This window comes from Neorhizobium tunisiense (assembly GCF_039631515.1).
Lineage (GTDB): Bacteria > Pseudomonadota > Alphaproteobacteria > Rhizobiales > Rhizobiaceae > Neorhizobium.
In genome coordinates this window covers 30,900-50,469 of the sequence record NZ_JBDIUU010000003.1, presented here as the reverse complement: position 1 = coordinate 50,469, position 19,570 = coordinate 30,900, and the positions used below count along the sequence as shown (strand labels likewise).

Below are 19,570 nucleotides of genomic sequence, written 5' to 3'. Positions count from 1 at the left end.
TCATGGCTTACAGGACCTCTCGCCGATTGAACTTTGGAGATTGCGACCCCTCCGGCATCGCGTATTTCCCCTCGTATCTGAACATACTGGTGGGGGTCTGCGAGGAGTTTTTTGGCGCGATCGGCTCGTCCTGGCCGGACATGATCAGCCACCGGAAGATCGGCGTGCCGACCGTGACGCTGGACGTCGCCTTCAAGAGCCCGGGCTACCATGGCGACATGATGGATTTCGCCATCAAGGTTATGCGGATCGGCAACAGTTCCGCCGATCTCGAGTACGAGGTGCGGGCCGGCGACCGGCTGCTCTGGACCGCCCGGCAGCGGCTGGTCGCCACCTCGAACGAAACCCACAAGGCCCTTCCCTGGCCCGATGATATGCGCACCGCGCTGACACAGCATTTGGAGAGACAAGATGCACACCATTCTGCAGCCTGAAGGCTGGGCAAAACCGATCGGTTACGCCAACGGCGTCGCCGCCACCGGCCGCCAGGTCTTCGTCGGCGGGCAGATCGGCTGGAATGGCCAATGCCAGTTCGAAACCGACGATTTCGTCGGCCAGGTGCGCCAGACGCTGCTGAACGTCGTCGCCGTGCTGGCCGAGGCTGGCGCCGGACCCGAGCACATCACCACCATGACCTGGTATTTTACCGACAAGGCCGAATATCTCGGCAACCTGAAGGGCATCGGCCAGGTCTACCGCGAAATCATCGGCAAGCATTTCCCTGCCATGGCCGCCATGCAGGTCGTGGCGCTGGTGGAAGACCGCGCCAAGATCGAAATCCAGGCGACCGCCGTCATTCCGGCCTGAGGCAATCATGAGCAAGGCGATCGAATTTTCCGCCACGGTTTCGGCCACGACCCGCAACGGAGTTCTGGTCGTCACGATCGACAACGCGCCGGTCAATGCCACGTCCGTCGATGTCCGCCGCGGGCTGGAGAAAGCGCTCGCTCATGCCGAAACAACCGCCGATGTAACCGCAGTCGCCATCACCGGCGCCGGAAAGACATTCATCGGCGGCGCCGATATCAGGGAATTCGGCAAGCCGGCCATGGAGCCGACCTTGCCTGATGTCATCGAGAAGATCGAAGGCCTGTCGAAACCGATCGTCGCAGCGCTCAATGGCGCAGCACTCGGCGGCGGTCTCGAAGTGGCACTTGCCTGCCACTATCGCATTGCCTCGCCGGCAGCACAGGTCGGCTTGCCCGAAGTCAAGCTCGGCATCGTACCCGGCGCCGGCGGCACGCAACGCCTGCCGCGCCTGATCGGCATTCCGGCGGCACTCGACCTCATCACCTCGGGACGTTCCGTGAAGGCCGACGAGGCCCTGAAGCTCGGGATCATCGACGAGGTGGCTGCGGGCAATCTCGTCGAGGCTGCAATATCCGCGGCATTGGCGCTGGCCGGCAAACCCCTCCGCCGCACGGGCGATCTGACCGTCGCCGCTGCCGATCGGGTCGAAATCGAAAAAGCCTCGGTTAAAATCCTTGCGAAGGCGCGCGGTCAGAAAGCGCCCGCGGAAGCGGTCCGGCTGGTCATCTCGTCCAACCGCCCGCTCGCCGAAGGTCTGGCGGACGAACGCGCTACCTTCCTCGCACTGCGCGACAGCCGCGAGGCTGCGGCCCTGCGCCATGTCTTCTTCGCCGAACGGGAATCCTCCAAGGTCGATGGTCTGGAAGGCGTCGAACCTCGTCCGGTCCAGACGATCGGCATCTGCGGCCTTGGCCTGATGGGCAGCGGCATTGCCGTCGCGGCCCTTGGCGCCGGTTATTCGGTGATCGGCCTCGACCAGACTGTTGAAGCTGCCGAAAAGGGCGGCGAGCGCATCGTCGGCCTGCTGGAACGCAACCTCGCTTCCGGCCGCCTCGACCAGGCCGGCTTCGAAGCCCAGAAGGCGCGGCTTTCCGTGACTGCCGAAGATGGCGATCTCGCCCCCTGCGATCTCGTCGTCGAAGCCGTATTCGACGATCTCGCCGTCAAGACCGATCTCTTCCAGCGTCTCGACAAGGTCATCCGCCCGGATGCCGTGCTGGCGACTAATACCAGTTACCTGAACCCGGACGAGATCGCCGCCGCGACCGCCCACCCGGAACGGGTGCTCGGACTGCACTTCTTCTCGCCCGCCCATTTGATGCGCCTGCTCGAAGTCGTGCGTTGCGCCAAGACCGCACCGGACGTGCTGGCAACGGGGCTGGCGGTCGCCAAGAAACTGCGCAAACTGCCGGTCGTTACCGGCGTCACCGAAGGCTTTATCGGCAACCGCATCTTTTCCGCCTATCGCCGCGAAGCCGAGTTCCTGTTGGAGGATGGCGCTCTGCCGCACGAAATCGACGCTGCGCTGGAGGATTACGGTTTCCCGATGGGTCTCTTCGCCGTCTATGACATGGCCGGCCTGGAAATCGCCTGGGCACGCCGAAAGCGGCAGGCGGCTACCCGTGACCCTTCCGCCCGTTATGTCGAGATTGCCGATACGCTGTGCGAAGCGGGTCGCCTCGGCCAGAAAGCCGGCCGGGGCTGGTACGCATACCCGGACGGCAAGCGCACCATCGATCCGGAAGTGACGGCTATCATAGAAGCCGCCCGAGCTAAAAGGGGCATTACCCCCCGCGCATTCTCGAAAAGCGAAATTCTCGAAAGAATGCTCGGTGCTATGGCTTCCGAAGGTGAGGCTCTGTTGGCCGAGCGGGTAGCCGCAAGAGCCAGCGACATCGACCTGGTGATGATCAACGGCTATGGATTTCCAGCCCACAAGGGTGGGCCGATGTTTGCCCGAGCCTAAGGCTCGCAGCTCCAACCATCATATATGGCATTGAAATTCTTGATATATTCCGATGCGCCTGCGCTTCGGAAGCGCTTCCGCGCGCCGGTATTTTGCTCGCCCGAAAGAGTTGCGCTCATTTGATCAAACATGCTTGCATGTTTCGTTATTTCGCCTATTGTTTGCCCAAGCCTCGCAAGTAGGCATCTCAAAACAACGACAGGGAACGCTGCATGCTCGCAATTCCAGGGCTCACTCCGTCGAGATATTTTAACTATAAAATATCTACCGCATCGTTGTTCCATATTCCGACTGTCTCGTAGCGCGCTTAGGAGATCATGATGCCTTTCCCGTTTTCTGCATTCAAACGTAAGATGCTGCTGGGTACCATCGCCGCAGCCGCGATTGCCGCTCCGCTCGGGGGCATTGCCCAGGCGGCGGATTTCAAGTTCGCAGGTCCGCTCGATGCCTATACGCTCGATCCCCATGCGGTTTCGAACACGCTGATCTTCGCCGTTCTTGCCAATGTCTACGAGCCGCTTGTGCGCCGTAACGCCGAGCAGAAGATCGAGGGCGCACTTGCGACCGACTGGAAACAGATCGACGGCACGACCTGGGAATTCAACCTTCGCAAGGACGTGAAATTTTCGAACGGCAATGCCTTCACCGCCGATGACGTGGTCTTCTCGCTGACCCGCGGGCAGGCCGGCGGCATCAAGGCCAACCTGAATTCGATCGCTTCGATCGAGAAGGTCGACGACTACAAGATCCGCATCAAGACGCGCGCCATCAACCCCATCCTGCCGAACCAGATTACCAACTGGTACATCATGGACAAGGAATGGGCCGAGGCGAATAACACGGTGCAGCCGGGCGCCGCCAACAACGCCACGGAAACGTTTGCCAACCGCAACGCCATCGGCACCGGTCCCTACGTCATCAAGGAACGCGATCCGGGCGTGAAGACGGTCTTCGCGCCGAACCCCGGTTGGTGGGACAAGAAGACCGGCAATGTCGACAACGCGACGTTCTTCGTGATCCCCAACCCGTCGACCCGCGTATCCGCACTCATCTCCGGCGAAGTCGACATGATCGACGGCGTACCGCCGCAGGATGCCGAGCGCATCGAGAACGATCCGAAGCTGCACATGCAGGCAGGCCCCGACCTTCGCACCATCTACATCCAGCCGGATGTCGCCCGCGACAGCCTGATCTTCGGCAGCGAAAAGACCAAGAACCCCTTCAAGGACCTGAAGGTCCGCCAGGCCATGGAACTGGCGATCGACACCGGCGCGATCCAGAAGCGCATCATGCGCAATTTCTCGGTCCCGGTCGGCCTGCCGATCGGCAAGGAAGTCAACGGTTTCGATGCCGCCCTCGGCGCACCGGTGAAGCCGGATGTCGACAAGGCCAAGGCGCTGATGAAGGAAGCCGGCTACGAAAACGGTTTCTCGGTGACACTGGATTGCACCAGCGACCGGTTCATGAACGACGAGGCGACCTGCCTGGCGGTCGCCGCCTCGCTCGCCCGCATCAATATCAAGGTCGATCCGCGCGCCCAGCCGACCGCCAAATGGGCGACCCAGGTCAATCCACCGGAATACAATACCAGCATGGCGATGCTCGGTTACTCGCCGGCCACCTATGACGCCCACATCTTCCTGACTTCGATCGCCGCCACCCGCGATCCCAAGAGCGGCCTCGGCGCCTTCAACATCGGCGGCTATTCCAACCCGGAAGTCGACAAGCTGATCGACCTGATCGGCAAGGAAACGGATCAGGCCAAGCGCACCGGCTATATCACCCAGGCCTTCAAGCTCATGAAAGCCGATGTCGCTTTCATTCCGCTTCACCAGTTGAACATTCTCTGGGGCGTCAAGGACAACGTCACCGTTGTCCAGCCGGCCGACCTTGCCTATCCGCTGCGTTATTTCACGGTGAAATAATGACGATTGCATCCGATATCTCGCGCCAGCTTGCCGGCCTCGTTGCTTTCCCGACTGTCAGCGCCGTTTCCAATCTCGACCTGATCGAATATGTCGAAGCCCAGACCGCCCCCTTTGGGGGGCGCGTCCGGCGCTTCGCAAATCCCGAGGGCGACAAGGCGAACGTGCTGATCACGATCGGCCCGGAAGCGCCCGGCGGCATCATCTTCAGCGGCCATACGGATGTGGTGCCGACCGAAGGCCAGGCCTGGACCGGCGATCCCTGGACGCTGAGGGAAGCCAACGGCCGCCTGATCGGCCGCGGCGCGACCGACATGAAGGGCTTTCTCGCCTGCTGTCTCGCGGCCGTGCCCGGCATTGCCGCCAAGAATCTCAAGAAGCCTGTGCACCTCGCCTTTTCCTATGACGAGGAGGTCGGCTGCACCGGTGTCGGCTCGATGGCCGAGTGGGTTGGCCAGAGCGACCTGAAGCCGCGCCTTGCCGTGATCGGCGAAGCGACCAGCATGGACATGATCGCAGCCCACAAGGGCGGCCTGATCGGCTGGTGCCGCATCAAGGGCAAGCCCGGCCATTCCTCGCAGCCGGACCGCTACGTCAACGCCGTCATGGTCGCCGGCGACATGATCGCCGAAATCAACCGCATTCGCGAGGACATGCGCAACGGCCCGCGGTTCGAAGGGCTCGACCCACCCTATTCGACCACCCAGGTCACCGTCATCAGGGGCGGCCTGCACGGCAATATCGTCTCCGAAAACTGCGAGTTCTTCTGGGAAATGCGCCTCATCCCCGGTCAGAGTACCTATGAGGTGCTGGACCACATGAAGCGTTTTGCCAGCGAGAAGCTCGAGCCGGCGATGAAGGCGATCGACCCGTCCTGCGGCATCGTCTTCGATGTCCAGGCCAGCATTCCCGGCCTGAAGCCCAACGACGATCCGGCGCTCGATGCGGAATTATTGACGCTTCTCGGCCGCACCGAACCCCGTTATGTTTCCTATGGCACGGAAGCGGGTATTTTCCAGATCGCCGGCGTCCCTTCGGTTGTCATCGGTCCGGGCGATATCGCCGATGCTCATCAGCCGGACGAGTCGGTCGCCATTTCCGAGCTCGAAAAATGCACCGCCTTCCTCGACAAGCTCGGGGACAGCTGCTGCTGAGGAGCCTGTCGTGCTGAATTATGCCGCGTCACGGATCGTGCAGACGGTCATCGTCCTGCTGGTGATCAGCTTCATCGCCTTCCTGCTGGTCGCCAATATCGGCGACCCGCTGGCGGCTCTCCTCTCCGCCGACGCGACCGTCAACGAGCGGCTGGAACTGATCGCCAAGCTCGGCCTCGACCAGCCGCTCTGGACGCGGTTCCTGCATTTCATCGGCAATATGCTGCAGGGCGATTTCGGTTTTTCCTATCGCACCCAGGATCCGGTCGCCAACCTGATCGCCGAACGCCTGCCCGCCACCGTCGAGCTCGCCTTCGTCAGCCTGCTGATCACCATCGTGGTCGGCGTGCCGGCCGGCATCTATTGCGGCGTCAACCCGAACTCGCTGTTCGGCCGCTTCATCATGCTGATCTCGACGGCCGGCATCACGCTGCCGAATTTCGTCGTCGGCATCCTGCTGATTGCCGTGTTTTCGGTTCAGCTCGGCCTGCTCCCCTCGTTCGGACGTGGCACGGTTGTCGATCTCGGTTTCTGGAAGACCGGGCTTCTCAGCGTTTCCGGTTGGCGGGCGATCATCCTGCCGGCGGCGACCCTTTCCACCTTCCAGGTCGCCTTCATCATCCGCATGCTGCGCACGCAGTTGATGGAAGTCGGCCAGAGCGAGCATATCCGCTTCGCCCGCGCCCGCGGCCTGTCGGAAGCGCGCATCTGGTATGTCTATGCGATCAAGAACACGCTGCTGCCGGTCATCACCATGCTCGGCCTGCAGCTCGGCAATATCATCGCCTTTTCGGTGGTGACGGAAAACGTCTTCGCCTGGCCGGGCCTCGGCTCCCTCTTCCTGCAATCGATCCAGGGCGCCGACATCCCGGTCATCGCCATTTATCTCATCTTCGTCGGCCTGGTCTTCATGGTCATCAATCTCATCGTCGAACTGCTCTATCCGCTGATCGACGCCCGCGTGTTGAGGAGGCAATCATGACGCCTGTCGTCAACACTCCCGCGGCCGGTCCCGCCCGCCGCAGCAGAGGCGCCAAGCTTCTGCGCGCGATGCGCAGGGCGCCCGGCCCCACCCTCTGCGCGCTCGTGATCTTCGCGCTGCTGATCTACGCCTTCGTCGTGCCGCTGTTCTCGCTGAACCCGTTCGAATTTTCCGGCATGTCGGTGCTGGACAGTTTCATTCCGCCGGCATGGATGGCGGACGGTTCTGCCGATTTCCCGCTCGGCACCGACGACCAAGGCCGCAACCTGATCACCGCCATGGCCTATGGCATGCGCACCTCGATCATCGTCGGCTTCCTGTCGGTCACCATCGGCCTCGTCCTCGGCGGCAGCCTCGGCCTGATCGCCGGTTTCGTCGGCGGCAAGGTGGATGCCTTCATCATGCGCGTCGCCGACGTGCAGCTCGCCTATCCCGCCCTGCTGCTGGCGATGATCATCGACGGTGCGGCCCGTGCAGCACTCGGCACCGAGCGCAGCGTCGGCACCGCGATCGCCATCGTCGTGATGTCCATCGGCATCGCCTTCTGGGTCCAGTATGCCCGCACCATCCGCTCGTCGGTGATGATCGAGCGCGATCAGGACTATGTCTCGGCCGCCCGCATCACCGGCCGCAGCAATTTTTCGATCATCGTCCTGCATATCCTGCCGAATGTCATGGCGCCGGTCCTCGTCATTGCCACCATCAACCTCGGCATCGCCATCATCACCGAGGCGACCCTGAGCTTTCTCGGCATCGGCATTCCGGTCACCTCGCCTTCGCTCGGCACGCTGATCCGCAACGGCAACAATTTCCTGCAGTCGGGCGAATGGTGGATCTCGGTCTGGCCCTGCCTGATCCTCGTCCTCTTCGTCGTCTCGGTGAACATCCTCGGCGACCACCTGCGCGACGTCTACAATCCGCGCCTGCGGGGCCGCTCATGACCGCCACAACCACTCCGCTCCTCGACGTCCGCGACCTCACCGTCACCATCAACCGAGATGGCGGGCTAGTTACCGCGCTCGACAAAGTCTCCTTTTTCGTCAATCCCGGCGAAGTGCTCGGCATCGTCGGCGAATCCGGCGCCGGCAAGTCGATCACCGGTGCCGCGATCATCGACCTCCTCGTACCGCCGCTCAAGCGCACCGGCGGCACCATCACCCTCGCCGGCGAGCGTCTCGACCAGCTTTCCCCGAAAGCGATGCGCCGGGTGCGTGGCGGCCGGATCGGTTTCGTCTTCCAGGATCCGATGACCAGCCTCAACCCCGTCATCACCATCGGCCAGCAGCTCTGCGACACCATCCAGGCGCATATGAAGCTCGGTGGCAACCAGACGAAAAAGAGGGCGCTCGACTGGCTCGACCGCGTCGGCCTGCCCAATCCCGACGTCCAGTTCAAACGTTACCCGCACCAGCTTTCCGGCGGCATGCGGCAGCGCGTGGTGATCGCCCTGGCGCTCTGCGCCAACCCCGCTCTGGTCATTGCCGACGAGCCGACCACCGCACTCGACGTCTCGGTCCAGGCGCATATCCTCGAACTGCTGCGTGACCTGCACCGGGAAAGCAATGTCAGCATGATGCTGATCACCCACGATCTCGGCGTCATCGCCAAGATGGCCGATCGCGTCGCGGTGCTTTATGCCGGCCGCGTCGCCGAGATCAGCCCGGTCGGCGAACTCTTCAACGCCCCGAAACATCCCTATACGCGCGGCCTGATCCGGGCGACGCCGATGCCATCGGCCACCGGCGAGATGCGGCTAGACCAGATCCCGGGCGCCATGCCCGGACTTGGCGCGGTTCCCCCCGGCTGCGCCTTCAATCCGCGCTGTTTCAAGGCGGAAAGTGACTGCCGAGCCACCATTCCGCCGCTCTATCACGCGGAAAGCTCTGCCTTTTCCTGCTTCCATCCGCTGGAAAGGGTGACTGCATGAGCGCTTCCGATTTCCTCATCCTCAACGACGTCAGCAAGGTCTATCCCCGTAACCAGAGCCTCCTGGAACGGTTGAAAAAGAACGAGACCGGCGGCACCAAGGCCGTCAGCGATGTCAGCCTCACCGTCCGCCATGGCGAGACCATGGGTCTGGTCGGTGAAAGTGGCTGCGGCAAGTCCACGCTGGCGCGCCTCGTCTCCGGCCTGATGGCACCCACATCCGGCGAGATCAGCTTTCCGCCGAATGCATCGGGCAACAAGCCGCGCCTGCAGATGATCTTCCAGGACCCCTATTCCTCGCTGAACGGCCGCTGGACGATCGAGGACATCATCGCCGAGCCCATCCGGGTGCATAAGCTGCGCCAGGGCCGCGCCGCGATCCGCGCCCGCGTCGACCAACTGCTTGTCCAGGTCGGCCTTTCCGCCGCCGACGCCGAAAAATATCCGCAGGAATTTTCAGGCGGCCAGCGGCAGCGTATCTGCATCGCCCGGGCGCTTGCCGGAGAACCGGACTTCCTGGTTCTCGATGAACCGACTTCGGCGCTCGACGTCTCGGTTCAGGCGCAGATCCTCAATCTGCTCCGCGACCTCCAGAAGAACCTCCACCTCACCAGCCTGTTCATCACCCACAATCTCTCGGTCGTGCGCATCATGGCCGACCGGATCGGCGTCATGTATCTGGGCGAACTCGTGGAAGAAGCGACGTCGGAAGAACTGTTCCGCAAGCCACGCCACCCCTATACGCGCCTGCTGATCGATGCCGCACCGGACATGGATACCAGCGATCGGTCGCTGCATCCGATTGCCGGCGAACTGCCGAACCCGGCCTTCCCGCCGTCCGGCTGCCGGTTCCACACCCGCTGTCCCTTCGCGCAGGATATCTGCCGCAATACCTCGCCGCCGCAGAAAGCGACCGAGAGCGGCGGCATGTTCCGCTGTCATTTCGATCTCGATCTGTCGAACGCGACGGTCTTTCCGCCGGCCGCACAGGTCAGGATGGCCTGAATTTTCAAGGATACCCCCATGACGACCGTCTCCCGCCAAGCAACGATCGACAAGGCCACCGGCTATCTCGATGACGGTTCCTTCGAAGAAACATTGCGACGGCGCGTGGCGATCCCGTCCGCCAGCCGCGTCGCGGCCAACAAGCCCGACCTTTGGTGCTACATCACCCACGACATACAGCCCTTTTTCGAACGACTGGGCTTCACGACGAAGATCTACGAAAACGATAGAGCTCCCGGCCCCTTCCTGCTCGCCGAACGCATCGAAGACCCGGACTTCACCACCGTCCTGCAATATGGCCATGGCGACGTCGTCGCCGGCCTGGACGGCCAATGGGAAGAAGGCCTCTCGCCTTTCGAGATGACCGAGAGGAACGGCGCTTGGTATGGCCGCGGCACGGCCGACAACAAGGGCCAGCATGCCGTGAACCTCGCCGCCGTCGAAACACTGCTCGCGGTCAAAGGCTCGCTCGGTTTCAACCTCAAATACCTGATCGAGATGGGCGAGGAATCCGGCTCCCTGGGCCTGGAGGAAATGTGCGCCGCGCACCGGGACGAGTTGAAGGCGGATGTCTTCATCGCCTCCGATGGCCCCCGCCTTGCCCTCGACCGCCCGACCATCTTCCTCGGCGCCCGCGGCGGCATGTCCTTCCATCTGGAGATCGATGCCCGCGAAAGCTTCCAGCATTCCGGCAACTGGGGCGGTATCCTCTCCAATCCGGGCATCGAACTCTGCCACGCGATTACCGCACTGGTCGGCCGCACCGGCCAGATCAAGGTGCCCGAAATGACGCCGGGTTCGATCCCGGAAAACGTCCGTGCGGCATTGAAGCATTGCCACATCACGCCCGCTGCCGGCGATCCGCCGATCGAGCCCTGGTGGGGCGAACCCGGCCTTACGCCGGAGGAAAAGGTGTTTGCCTGGAGCTCCTTCGAGGTGATGGAGATGGAATGCGGCAACCTCGCCCAGCCGCTCTACGCCATCCCGCCAAAAGCTCGCGCCCGCGTACAACTCCGTTTCCCGGTCGGCGTCGATCCGGATGCGGTGGTCCCGGCCGTCCGCAAAGCGCTAAGGGACGCAGGTTACGACCGCGTCGTGGTCAAGGATCCGACTGACGCGATTTTCCCCGCCAGCCGCCTCGATCCTGATCATCCGTGGGTCAAACGCGTCGCCGCTTCGATTGAAAAAACCGTCGGCGCCCCGCCGGCGATACTGCCCAATCTCGGCGGCTCGCTGCCGAACAACATTTTCTCGGATCTGCTCGGCCTGCCGACCATCTGGATCCCGCATTCCTATCCGGGCTGCCTGCAACACGCGCCGAACGAACACCTGCCGATCTCGATCGTCCGGGAAGGGCTCGCGATGATGGCCGGGCTGTATTGGGATATCGGCGAGACTGCGGCGTAACCTTCAGCTTCGGCGTCAGGGCCTGCGCACGGCGCCGCTCGCTATGACAGGACCGGTCGCTACACCGGTGGGCGAGCCGCCGAACGGTTCGAGGCTGACGGCAAGCGTCGCGCCCTCAGCCATGTCGCGACGCAGATCCGCAGGTATCACGAGCTCTCCTGCCTGATCCGGCTCGAACACGCCGAGAGACCGCGGGTCGCCGCTTCCGGGCACCAGCCAGAGCTCTAGCGACTTCTCTTCGCGTCCGCCGGCCGCGACCGGTACGATCCGCAAACGCCCGTTTCCGGCATCGTAGGACGCAAGCAGGTTGATCTGGCTATCGGTCGAGGACAATTCCGCCACCAGGGGCGCAGATCCCTGCGGTCCTTGGATCACGCCCGACGCATAGACGACGGCAACCACCGCAACCGCCGTCGTGGCGAATGAGAGCCGTCGCCAGAACAGCGCGGAATTCCACAGACCCCATGAAGATGGAGCAGCCCGGGCGGGGCCGAAGAGCCGCGTTTCGATCCGGCCGAAAATCGCCGGGCTCGGCGTCACGTCCTCATAGTCGTCGTTGAATGAGGCGAGGTCTGCTTGCCACCGTTCGACGATCCGGGCAAAAGCGCGGTCATTGGCGATCCGCTGTTCCACGGCGCGGCGGGCCTCGAGCGACAGAACGCCGAGCACATACTCGCCGGCCAGGATCTCGTCCTGCGGCCGCCTGCCCTGACTTTGTTCGCCCGACGTCATCGCTCCATGCACTCTCTCAATTTCAGAAGGCTCCGGCGCAGCCATGTGCGCACCGTATTCAACGGTACCTTCAATTCTTCCGCCAGTTCAAGATAACTCAAACCTTCGACATAGGCACGTCGAACCGCACGTGCATGCGCGGACGCGAGCTCCTCCATGCACCTGTCGATGCGACGGCCTTCATCCGCATTGGCCACCTGCTGTTCGGGATCGAGCGTGCCGTCGTCGGCAAGGTCGTAAGCGTCATCAAGGTCTTCTGCGACAGGCTTCCTGGCCCGGAGGATGTCGATCGCATGATTGCGGGCGATCGCCGCCAACCAGGCGAGCGGCGAACCGGTATCCACGGCAAAAGTCCTGGAGCGCTGCCAGACCCTGACATAGATTTCCTGAAGCGCTTCTTCCGCGTCGGCCCTGTCTTTCAAGATACGCAGGCAGATCGAAAATAGTTTCGCGCTCGTCGCATTATACAACGAGGCGAACGCTTTGCGATCACCCATCGCCACGCGATTGACCAGAGCCGCGATCTCATTGCTTTGCATTCGGAAAAAACCTCGCCGTCCCCATCTATAGAGAACGCAGATCTCAAAAAACAAGGCGCCTTCGTCGCAAAACCCGCAGCAGGGTCTTCCATCTCCTCGCAGCCGATATCCCGCCCTGGCTTTGCCTCGTCGGGATCACTGCTGCTCGCCGGGGCATTAGCAGGCGGCGTCGAGGGCCGGCACCGCCCGTTGACCCTTCGGAAAAGGCTTGAAGGTCAAGGCGATCAGGAAGGCGCCGATCCCGATCCCCCAGGAGCCGACATAGAGCCATGTGTAGCTGGCGAACGTGTCGTAGATCAGTCCTCCGGCCAGGGGGCCAGTCGCCATACCGAGGCCGCCGGCCATTGCCGTTCCGCCGATGACGGTGCCCATCATCCGCATCGGGAAGTTCTCGCGGGCGATCACCGCATAGAGCGGCATGACGCCGGCATAGATGAAGCCGAACAGGGCAGCGACCGTATAGAACGACCCAAGACCCTGCGCGAAAACATAGGCCAGTGCCCCGAAAGCCTGGACCAGCAGGCCGAGAACGAGAACCTGCTTGGCGCCGAACCGGTCTCCAAGAATGCCGAAGACGACACGCCCGCCCATGCCCGCCAGCCCTTCGATACTATAGATCGACACGGCAGCGATCATCGGAATTCCGCAGGTCACCGCATAGCTCACGGTGTGGAAGATCGGGCCCGAATGGGTTGCGCAGCAGAAGAAATTGGTGAGCAGCAGGATGATGAACTGGGGCGATCTCAACACCTGCGCCGTCGACATGGACGACTGCAGTTCGCCGTCGGCAGAGGCAGCGGCACCGCTTTCTTTCGGAGCCGGAGCACGTCGGACAAGGAAGGAAACCGGGATCATCACGACTGCCACGAGTATGGCGATGATCTGCAGGGAGGTTCTCCAGTCGTAGATCGACACGAGCCACGCTGCGAATGGTGACATGGTCATCGGCGCCATCCCCATGCCGGCCGAAACCAGCGAGACCGCGAGGCTTCGATGCGTGTCGAACCAACCTGTGACGCAGGCCATCATCGGCGCGAAGATTGCCGCGATCGCCGTGCCGACGGCGAGCCCGAAGATGAGCTGAAAGGCCACCAGCGATGATATAAGGCTTGCCGATGCGAGACTGGCGGCAAGCAGAACCGAGCCGGCAAAAACGATGGGGCGCGGCCCCCACCGATCGAACAGGCTGCCCCATGCAATGCTGGCGAATGCCATGGCGACAAAACCGATGGTCATCGCGCTCGAGACGCCAGTAACCGACCATCCGGTGTCGCGCGCGATGGGCAGGAGGAAAACGGGCAGGGAAAACATCGAGCCGATGGCAAGGCAGCCGAGTAGGCCGCCAGCGGCCACGATTACCCATCGATATTGAATATTGGTCATCTTCGTCTCCGTTTGGGGTGTCCGGCAAGCAGCCATGCGGCAATGCTGTTGCCTGCGCACGGCCGCGAAATCCCGGCATGTCAGAAGGTTAATTGCCTGGACCGGATCGACTTCCGTCGGCTCCGGTTCCTGTCGAGACGGGCCAAAGGCTGCCTCAATACTGGTCGTGCCGGCGCAGCCACGCCATCGGGAACCGGAATTCGTCCTCATTGCGGCCCTTGGGCACGAGATCGAGATAGTGGTAGGCGCCGTTGAGCATGTCGACGCCGCGCGAATAGCAGGAATAGGTGTGGAACACCTCGCCGCTCTCATCCCGGTAGAAGACGCTGATTCCCACTTCTTCGGATGCGTTGCTCGGCTGGACCTTGTAATTGTAATAGGCCACGCCCTTGGGGAGATCTTCCGGCCTCACCGACGCCTGATAGTCGAAATTGAAATCGCTGCCGTTCGAGGAGAACCACGGGAAGTTCCAGCCCATGCGCTTCTTGTAGGCGTCGATCTTGGCAAGCGGCGCCCGCGAGATGGCGACGAAGGTCACGTCGCGATGGTTGAGGTGGATTGGGATGCCGTTGAAATTGTCGGCCCAGAACGAACATGACTTGCATGCCTCCTCCCAATCGGGACCGAACATGAAATGATAGACGATCAACTGCGGGCGCCCTTCGAAAAGATCCCCCAGGGAAAGCTCGCCATCCGGCCCCTCGAACTGGTAGGGTTTTTCGACCCGTTCCCAGGGCATCGCCATCCGGCGGCGCGTCAGCGTATCCCGTTGGCGAGTGAATTCCTTCTCCGCAGCGAGCAGTTCAAGGCGGGCCTTCAACCATTCTTCCGGCGAAACGACTTGATTTCGCATATCAACCTCCTGTTTGTTGGAATGCAGCTTGATGGTCGAGGGATAGACTAGGGCCGGATATCGAATGGTGAGAGTGACAAGTGTGACGGGATTCCGATGGACTCGCTGATCACCGCCGCGGCGCGTGCGCTCGCCTCAGGTGATCCCCTTGGCGCCTTGAAACGGGTGGCCCTGCGCGACGATGCGCCTGCGCTCGCACTGAGAGGCATCGCCATGGCCCAGCTCGGCGATCTCGTCCGAGCAAAGGCTCTCCTCAAAAGGGCCGCCCGCGCGTTCGGTCCCAAAGAGACGATAGCGCGTGCCAGATGTGTCGTTGCCGAGGCGGAGATCGCCCTCGTCTCCCGTGATCTTGCCTGGCCTGTAAAGGCGCTCGACGCCGCACGGGCAACACTCGAAGCGCATGGTGACAGGGTAAACGCCGCACATGCGTTCACTCTGGAGGTCCGGCGCCTGCTGCTGATCGGCCGCCTCGACGAGGCCGAGCGTATGCTCGCCGCCTTCGCCCCGCCTCCGCTTCCGCCCGCATCGAGAGCTGCGTATGAACTGGTCGTTGCAGGCGTGGCGCTCCGGCGCCTGCGGATAGAGGCGGCCCGCGCCGCGCTCGCGCGCGCAGGACAGGCGGCACGGGAAGCCGACATTCCCCCGTTATCGGCAGAGGTCGAAAGCGCGGCGCTTGTCTTGAAAACACCTGCCGCCCGGCTGGTGGCGCGGGGGGTCGAACGTCCGATCCTGCTGGAGGAAGTCGAAACGGTCCTCGCCTCGGGCGCGCTCGTGGTGGATGCATGCCGCAACGTCGTGCGGGTCGGCGACACGCAGGTAGCGCTTTCGTCGCGGCCGATATTGTTCGCGCTGGCCCGCGCCCTGGGTGAGGCCTGGCCGGGCGACGTGCCGAGAACCACCCTGCTCTACCGCGCCTTTCGAGCCAGGCACGCGGATGAATCGCATCGTGCCCGGCTGCGGGTGGAAATTGGCCGGCTGCGCCTTGAGCTTCAGACGCTGGCGGATGTCACGGCGACGAAGAGAGGCTTTGCGCTGTCGCCGCGCGGAGATGGCGAAGTCGTCGTACTGGCCCCGCCCGTGGACGAGCCGCACGCGGCAGTGCTCGCCTTCCTTGCGGACGGCGAGGCCTGGTCGAGTTCGGCGCTGGCGATCGCGCTTGGCGCGAGTTCCCGCACCGTGCAGCGGACGCTGGACCAGCTCTTGGCAGCCGGCAAGGTGCAATGGTTCGGCCAGGGGCGGGCGCGTCGGTGGATGGCCCCCTCCGTGCCGGGGTTCCCGACAATCTTGTTACTCCCCAGTCCGCTCCCAAACGACTAGGATGAGCGCATGAAAAAATCTCAAGCCGAAATAATCCGAGAATACGGACCCTTCCCGGGGATAGATGAGGTGCATGGCGTCACCTTCGATGGCCGGCACGTCTGGTTTGCCTCGGGAAACAAGCTGAACGCCTTGGATCCGGCGAGCGGCGAGACGGTGCGCTCGGTCGATGTCGCCGCGCATGCGGGGACGGCCTTTGACGGCGAGCACCTGTTTCAGATCGCCGAGGATCGCATCCAGAAGATCGACCCGAAGACGGGCCGCGTGCTCGCGACGATCCCGGCCCCTGGGAATGGCGGTGATTCCGGGCTCGCCTGGGCCGAAGGAACCCTCTGGGTCGGCGAATATCGCGGCCGAAAGATCCATCAGGTCGATCCCGATACCGGCAAGATCCTTCGTACCATCGTGTCCAATCGCGTCGTCACCGGCGTGACGTGGATCGACGGCGAGCTCTGGCATGGCGTCTGGGAAGGCGACGAGGGCGAAGTAAGGCGCGTCGATCCCCGAACGGGAAAGATGCTGGAAACGCTCGAAATGCCACTGGGACTTGGAGTATCGGGTCTGGAGTCGGACGGCGCCGGCCAATTCTTCTGCGGCGGCGGAAGCAGCGGCAAGGTGCGAGCCGTCCGCCGTCCCAGATAGGATCTCGCGGCCAGTTCGAAAACGGGCTCTTTCATCCCGCGCAGCAAGGTCATCATCGGACGCCAATGTCGGCAAGGCGGCTTAGCAATCCCGCCGATGTCCGGAATTGCCGGATGCAGTGCTTTTAGGGCGGCTGGACCATTCCGTTCAAGGCAACGACCGCGATCAACGGTCAGCCGCCTCGGCCAGGGGTCTCGGCCATTTGCGGTGGGCGTTTCGGGCGATCTGAGGGTGATGCGTTCGAGCCTCCAAACGCACGAAAGCCCTCGGGTGAGGAGGGCTTTCGTGTTGATGATTATGTAAGATTTGGTTGCGGGGGCTCGCAACAAACCATTCCTGCGAATGGTTCAATGCGCGATACCAAAACTGGCAGAATAAGTTATTGGTATCTGGTGTTGAGACCATGCGACCCATCGGACCATGAGCGCAAATACTTACCTTTTAAGCCAGTATTGCCGGAGCCCCGGACGCGCTGCCGAGGATTTGATCCATCTTCTGATGACCAAATTTAATTCGGATCGGGTCCACATCGCAACAGCGGCGGCGTGGTCCCTGGTGGACGTTGCGGGTGCTTCCTTCAGCGCCCGCACCCCGCCTTTCCTGCTTCACGGCCAACAGCTGGGTCGAAGATGATCAATCAAGGCTGGCGCCGCACGCGCCACCGCAAAGCGGCTCGGGCCTTGAGGGAGTGACTTCGACCTGGCACACTCCCCGCAGGCAATCAAAGGAGGTTCCGCTTCGACCGGAAGCGTAAGCGCAAGCAGGCCCTGATGTAAGCCGCTTCAGAAGTCTACCGACAGTGAGAACGAGACTATTCCGCCTCGGGTTCGTCCCTGCCCGCACAACTTTCACCACCATGGTCGTTGGCGGCCGCCCACGCAGCATGATGCTCCCGAGCCATCTGTCGTCCGATCATTCGGGCAATGTCCAAGGCGACCCGTTCAAAGTGTTCACCTGCGGTGCGGCGGGTTTCGTCGACTCTGCATCCAGCGTCCTCTGGGCGCGCATTGTCTGCTGTCCCATGTCCCTTGTCGTCTGCGTCCATGTTCGACCTCTGCCTTACTCGTATGGAAATGCCATCTAAGAACCAGAGACAGGACAAGGAAAAGCAGAAATTCACTGCGTATCGTAGGGTATCGCAGAGCGTTGAAGGAACCGCGAAAATCTTCGCCTGCTATGTCTTCGCCTTCGGTGACCCCGCCAGCCCAAGAAAGACAAGTACCGCCTGATTGAGCCGCACGATATCCTCGTCGTCCAGCCGCCCTACCCTTGTTCCCACCTTTGATTTTGGAACGGTCGTGATCTTGTCGACCATCAATCGACACGGCGAATGCAGGCCGTTTCGCTCGTTCGGCTCCACCGGCAGGCGGAACAGTGGCGCCTCGGTCTCATCCGTGGTGAAGGCGCAGATGGTGATGGAATCTGTGGCGTCGAATGCTTCGTCCTGTACAACGACAACAGGGCGAGGTTTGCCCGCGTAATCCTTGCCGCCCGATACGGTCCAAATGTCGCCGCGTCTCACGCGTCGTCGCCATCTGCGAAATCGATGTCCGACACCGCATCGATGAAGGCCTGATCGCTCAGGGCATGATCACTGGTCGCCACGGCGAGCGACTGCCGATGTGCTTCCGTCTTGAATGACGGTGCGCGGACATCCGGCACCCAAATCTGGATTGGCCGCAAGCCCTGCGCGCGCAAGCGTGCGCGGTGCTCGCTCACCTTGACGCGGGACGGCTTGGGATTGGAAACAAAGGGCATGGTGGGCTCCATCACGGCTGGTTACATGTAACCTATCACAAGCCGACGCAGATCGCGAGTCTTACTGTTGAGAGGAGCGCCAGTGCCTTTGCCTCATTGCCGCCAAAAAGGGTACAAAGAACGCTCACTCCTTGTTCACTATATTTTCTTGACCGATACTGAGCAGGTCCATCATCGCCACCCGAATTTGCGGCCATGGAAATTCATCGCCTGGACTGTCTTCTCCCATAGCAATAACGGTATGCAGCTTTGCGGCCACACCGACAACCGATCGAGCCGGCTGTGAAAACAGATCATTCAATCGTTGCTCTCGCATCGTAAAGGCTTTGTCCTCCGCCTCCTTGGCGCGGCTGTATCCGATCCGCTCGTCCAGTGCGTCCCAAACGGCTTGACGCTCTGCAAGAACCGCCTTTGCCGCCCCCTTTGCTTTGGTGTGTTCCGGCGCATCGCCAAATTGGCGGTCAATTTCCTCAACCGTGAACGCCGCAATCACGCAATGCTGATCAGGCACAGTGATGTCGACATGGGGGAACCCGACAGCCGCGATCAGAGCAGTTTCAAGACGCTGCTGTCTTCGGCAGAACTTCTCAACCTGATTATGGGCCGCCCGCCAGTCTTGCCACAACATCAATGTTGGATCGCCACCGTCTGGTCGGCCGTTTCCAGGATGACGCGCCGCATTCACATCCAAGACCTGTGCCGCCAGCCACGTGGCCGACGTGGATAGCAATCTGCGTCGCGTGACGACAGGCAAAGTTCTGCTATTGTCGGAATCAGCCATGATCCGAGTTCCTATCAACTTGGTTTACGGTCAGGCTGAGCAATGTGGCCCACACATTGTTCAGCCGTTTAGCAAAAGAGATTACACAGCAGAGGCAAAATGCGCAATCAAAATCACTACAATGTTGTGAAATGAACGAGCTCCAGTGCAGACTAGCGCGCACAGCTTTGGGATGGGGAGTCCGCGATCTAGCTAAAATTGCCAACCTCTCGACGCAAACAATCTCCCGCTTCGAAAAGGGCGATGAACTACGCCCCACCACATTAAAGAAGTTGCGCGAAGTATTTGAAGCCGCCGGCATCGAGTTCATAGACGAGAGCGATGGCAAGGGCGTCGGCGTCCGGCTGGCAAAGGCTTCTGACCCGCAAAAGACCCACGACGCAGAATAGC

20 protein-coding genes are annotated in these 19,570 nt (G+C 62.0%); 13 read left to right on the top strand and 7 right to left on the bottom strand.

The window, feature by feature from the left end; genetic code table 11:
• Positions 1 to 2: 2 nt before the first annotated feature.
• The 10 genes from ABCW43_RS14430 to ABCW43_RS14385 all read left to right on the top strand — a co-directional run bounded on the left by ABCW43_RS14430 (position 3) and on the right by ABCW43_RS14385 (position 11,175).
• Positions 3 to 434 (top strand): acyl-CoA thioesterase, encoded by a 432-nt coding sequence (locus ABCW43_RS14430; protein WP_345925572.1) that lies wholly within the window; start codon positions 3 to 5, stop codon positions 432 to 434.
• Positions 412 to 807 (top strand): RidA family protein, encoded by a 396-nt coding sequence (locus tag ABCW43_RS14425; RefSeq protein WP_345925570.1) that lies wholly within the window; start codon positions 412 to 414, stop codon positions 805 to 807. Before ABCW43_RS14430 ends, ABCW43_RS14425 begins: the two co-directional genes overlap by 23 nt.
• Positions 808 to 814: 7 nt before the next feature.
• Positions 815 to 2,776 carry a 3-hydroxyacyl-CoA dehydrogenase NAD-binding domain-containing protein gene (locus ABCW43_RS14420; RefSeq protein ID WP_345925568.1) on the top strand — a complete coding sequence of 654 codons (1,962 nt, stop codon included), beginning with the start codon at positions 815 to 817 and terminating at the stop codon, positions 2,774 to 2,776.
• Between the two features lie 317 nt (positions 2,777 to 3,093).
• On the top strand, positions 3,094 to 4,701 hold the full coding sequence (locus ABCW43_RS14415) for an ABC transporter substrate-binding protein (protein ID WP_345925566.1): 1,608 nt from the start codon (positions 3,094 to 3,096) through the stop codon (positions 4,699 to 4,701).
• Positions 4,701 to 5,855: an acetylornithine deacetylase gene (argE, locus tag ABCW43_RS14410; protein ID WP_345925564.1), complete on the top strand. Its 1,155-nt coding sequence runs from the start codon at positions 4,701 to 4,703 to the stop codon at positions 5,853 to 5,855. Before ABCW43_RS14415 ends, argE begins: the two co-directional genes overlap by 1 nt.
• Positions 5,856 to 5,865: 10 nt before the next feature.
• Positions 5,866 to 6,837, top strand: coding sequence for an ABC transporter permease (locus tag ABCW43_RS14405; RefSeq protein WP_445738947.1), 972 nt, complete (start codon positions 5,866 to 5,868; stop codon positions 6,835 to 6,837).
• Positions 6,834 to 7,778, top strand: coding sequence for an ABC transporter permease (locus tag ABCW43_RS14400; protein ID WP_345925562.1), 945 nt, complete (start codon positions 6,834 to 6,836; stop codon positions 7,776 to 7,778). Before ABCW43_RS14405 ends, ABCW43_RS14400 begins: the two co-directional genes overlap by 4 nt.
• Positions 7,775 to 8,764, top strand: a complete 990-nt coding sequence (locus tag ABCW43_RS14395) for an ABC transporter ATP-binding protein (RefSeq protein WP_345925560.1) — start codon at positions 7,775 to 7,777, stop codon at positions 8,762 to 8,764. The genes ABCW43_RS14400 and ABCW43_RS14395 overlap by 4 nt, the downstream gene beginning before the upstream one ends.
• Complete coding sequence (locus tag ABCW43_RS14390) at positions 8,761 to 9,768, top strand: ABC transporter ATP-binding protein (protein WP_345925558.1); 1,008 nt, start codon at positions 8,761 to 8,763, stop codon at positions 9,766 to 9,768. Before ABCW43_RS14395 ends, ABCW43_RS14390 begins: the two co-directional genes overlap by 4 nt.
• An 18-nt stretch (positions 9,769 to 9,786) precedes the next feature.
• Positions 9,787 to 11,175, top strand: coding sequence for a M20 family metallopeptidase (locus tag ABCW43_RS14385; protein ID WP_345925556.1), 1,389 nt, complete (start codon positions 9,787 to 9,789; stop codon positions 11,173 to 11,175).
• Positions 11,176 to 11,190: 15 nt separating this feature from the next.
• On the opposite strand, the gene ABCW43_RS14380 is transcribed toward ABCW43_RS14385, so the two are convergent.
• The 4 genes from ABCW43_RS14380 to ABCW43_RS14365 form a co-directional block, all read right to left on the bottom strand.
• A complete protein-coding gene (locus ABCW43_RS14380) occupies positions 11,191 to 11,907 on the bottom strand; it encodes an anti-sigma factor (RefSeq protein WP_345925554.1) in 717 nt (238 codons plus the stop codon).
• Positions 11,904 to 12,446 carry a sigma-70 family RNA polymerase sigma factor gene (locus tag ABCW43_RS14375; RefSeq protein ID WP_345925552.1) on the bottom strand — a complete coding sequence of 181 codons (543 nt, stop codon included), beginning with the start codon at positions 12,444 to 12,446 and terminating at the stop codon, positions 11,904 to 11,906. Before ABCW43_RS14375 ends, ABCW43_RS14380 begins: the two co-directional genes overlap by 4 nt.
• Positions 12,447 to 12,602: 156 nt before the next feature.
• On the bottom strand, positions 12,603 to 13,829 hold the full coding sequence (locus ABCW43_RS14370; protein ID WP_345925550.1) for an MFS transporter: 1,227 nt from the start codon (positions 13,827 to 13,829) through the stop codon (positions 12,603 to 12,605).
• 154 nt (positions 13,830 to 13,983) lie between these two features.
• Complete coding sequence (locus ABCW43_RS14365; RefSeq protein ID WP_345925548.1) at positions 13,984 to 14,682, bottom strand: DUF899 domain-containing protein; 699 nt, start codon at positions 14,680 to 14,682, stop codon at positions 13,984 to 13,986.
• A 96-nt stretch (positions 14,683 to 14,778) separates the two neighbouring features.
• On the opposite strand from ABCW43_RS14365, the gene ABCW43_RS14360 reads away from it, so the two are divergent.
• Together ABCW43_RS14360 and ABCW43_RS14355 are read left to right on the top strand one after the other, a co-directional pair.
• On the top strand, positions 14,779 to 15,999 hold the full coding sequence (locus tag ABCW43_RS14360) for a helix-turn-helix domain-containing protein (RefSeq protein WP_345925546.1): 1,221 nt from the start codon (positions 14,779 to 14,781) through the stop codon (positions 15,997 to 15,999).
• 9 nt (positions 16,000 to 16,008) lie between these two features.
• On the top strand, positions 16,009 to 16,641 hold the full coding sequence (locus ABCW43_RS14355; RefSeq protein ID WP_345925544.1) for a Vgb family protein: 633 nt from the start codon (positions 16,009 to 16,011) through the stop codon (positions 16,639 to 16,641).
• A 1,174-nt stretch (positions 16,642 to 17,815) separates the two neighbouring features.
• Here ABCW43_RS14355 and ABCW43_RS14350 read toward each other — a convergent pair.
• From ABCW43_RS14350 to ABCW43_RS14340, 3 genes are all read right to left on the bottom strand, one after another.
• Complete coding sequence (locus ABCW43_RS14350) at positions 17,816 to 18,163, bottom strand: type II toxin-antitoxin system PemK/MazF family toxin (RefSeq protein ID WP_345925542.1); 348 nt, start codon at positions 18,161 to 18,163, stop codon at positions 17,816 to 17,818.
• Complete coding sequence (locus ABCW43_RS14345; protein WP_345925540.1) at positions 18,160 to 18,399, bottom strand: antitoxin MazE family protein; 240 nt, start codon at positions 18,397 to 18,399, stop codon at positions 18,160 to 18,162. Before ABCW43_RS14345 ends, ABCW43_RS14350 begins: the two co-directional genes overlap by 4 nt.
• A gap of 124 nt (positions 18,400 to 18,523) precedes the next feature.
• Positions 18,524 to 19,180 (bottom strand): hypothetical protein, encoded by a 657-nt coding sequence (locus tag ABCW43_RS14340; RefSeq protein WP_345925538.1) that lies wholly within the window; start codon positions 19,178 to 19,180, stop codon positions 18,524 to 18,526.
• A 131-nt stretch (positions 19,181 to 19,311) separates the two neighbouring features.
• On the opposite strand from ABCW43_RS14340, the gene ABCW43_RS14335 reads away from it, so the two are divergent.
• Positions 19,312 to 19,569: a helix-turn-helix domain-containing protein gene (locus ABCW43_RS14335; protein ID WP_345926217.1), complete on the top strand. Its 258-nt coding sequence runs from the start codon at positions 19,312 to 19,314 to the stop codon at positions 19,567 to 19,569.
• Position 19,570: the final 1 nt, after the last annotated feature.

Bases quoted from the DNA above. Each gene is read 5' to 3' on its own strand.
- ABCW43_RS14415 (WP_345925566.1), top strand. From the start codon at position 3,094: ATGATGCCTTTCCCGTTTTCTGCATTCAAACGTAAGATGCTGCTGGGT.
- ABCW43_RS14395 (WP_345925560.1), top strand. From the start codon at position 7,775: ATGACCGCCACAACCACTCCGCTCCTCGACGTCCGCGACCTCACCGTC.
- ABCW43_RS14390 (WP_345925558.1), top strand. From the start codon at position 8,761: ATGAGCGCTTCCGATTTCCTCATCCTCAACGACGTCAGCAAGGTCTAT.
- ABCW43_RS14365 (WP_345925548.1), bottom strand. From the start codon at position 14,682: ATGCGAAATCAAGTCGTTTCGCCGGAAGAATGGTTGAAGGCCCGCCTT.
- ABCW43_RS14335 (WP_345926217.1), top strand. From the start codon at position 19,312: ATGAACGAGCTCCAGTGCAGACTAGCGCGCACAGCTTTGGGATGGGGA.
- ABCW43_RS14375 (WP_345925552.1), bottom strand. From the start codon at position 12,446: ATGCAAAGCAATGAGATCGCGGCTCTGGTCAATCGCGTGGCGATGGGT.
- ABCW43_RS14400 (WP_345925562.1), top strand. From the start codon at position 6,834: ATGACGCCTGTCGTCAACACTCCCGCGGCCGGTCCCGCCCGCCGCAGC.
- ABCW43_RS14370 (WP_345925550.1), bottom strand. From the start codon at position 13,829: ATGACCAATATTCAATATCGATGGGTAATCGTGGCCGCTGGCGGCCTA.
- ABCW43_RS14345 (WP_345925540.1), bottom strand. From the start codon at position 18,399: ATGCCCTTTGTTTCCAATCCCAAGCCGTCCCGCGTCAAGGTGAGCGAG.
- ABCW43_RS14430 (WP_345925572.1), top strand. From the start codon at position 3: ATGGCTTACAGGACCTCTCGCCGATTGAACTTTGGAGATTGCGACCCC.
- ABCW43_RS14420 (WP_345925568.1), top strand. From the start codon at position 815: ATGAGCAAGGCGATCGAATTTTCCGCCACGGTTTCGGCCACGACCCGC.
- ABCW43_RS14380 (WP_345925554.1), bottom strand. From the start codon at position 11,907: ATGACGTCGGGCGAACAAAGTCAGGGCAGGCGGCCGCAGGACGAGATC.
- ABCW43_RS14355 (WP_345925544.1), top strand. From the start codon at position 16,009: ATGAAAAAATCTCAAGCCGAAATAATCCGAGAATACGGACCCTTCCCG.
- ABCW43_RS14340 (WP_345925538.1), bottom strand. From the start codon at position 19,180: ATGGCTGATTCCGACAATAGCAGAACTTTGCCTGTCGTCACGCGACGC.
- ABCW43_RS14385 (WP_345925556.1), top strand. From the start codon at position 9,787: ATGACGACCGTCTCCCGCCAAGCAACGATCGACAAGGCCACCGGCTAT.
- ABCW43_RS14360 (WP_345925546.1), top strand. From the start codon at position 14,779: ATGGACTCGCTGATCACCGCCGCGGCGCGTGCGCTCGCCTCAGGTGAT.
- ABCW43_RS14425 (WP_345925570.1), top strand. From the start codon at position 412: ATGCACACCATTCTGCAGCCTGAAGGCTGGGCAAAACCGATCGGTTAC.
- argE (WP_345925564.1), top strand. From the start codon at position 4,701: ATGACGATTGCATCCGATATCTCGCGCCAGCTTGCCGGCCTCGTTGCT.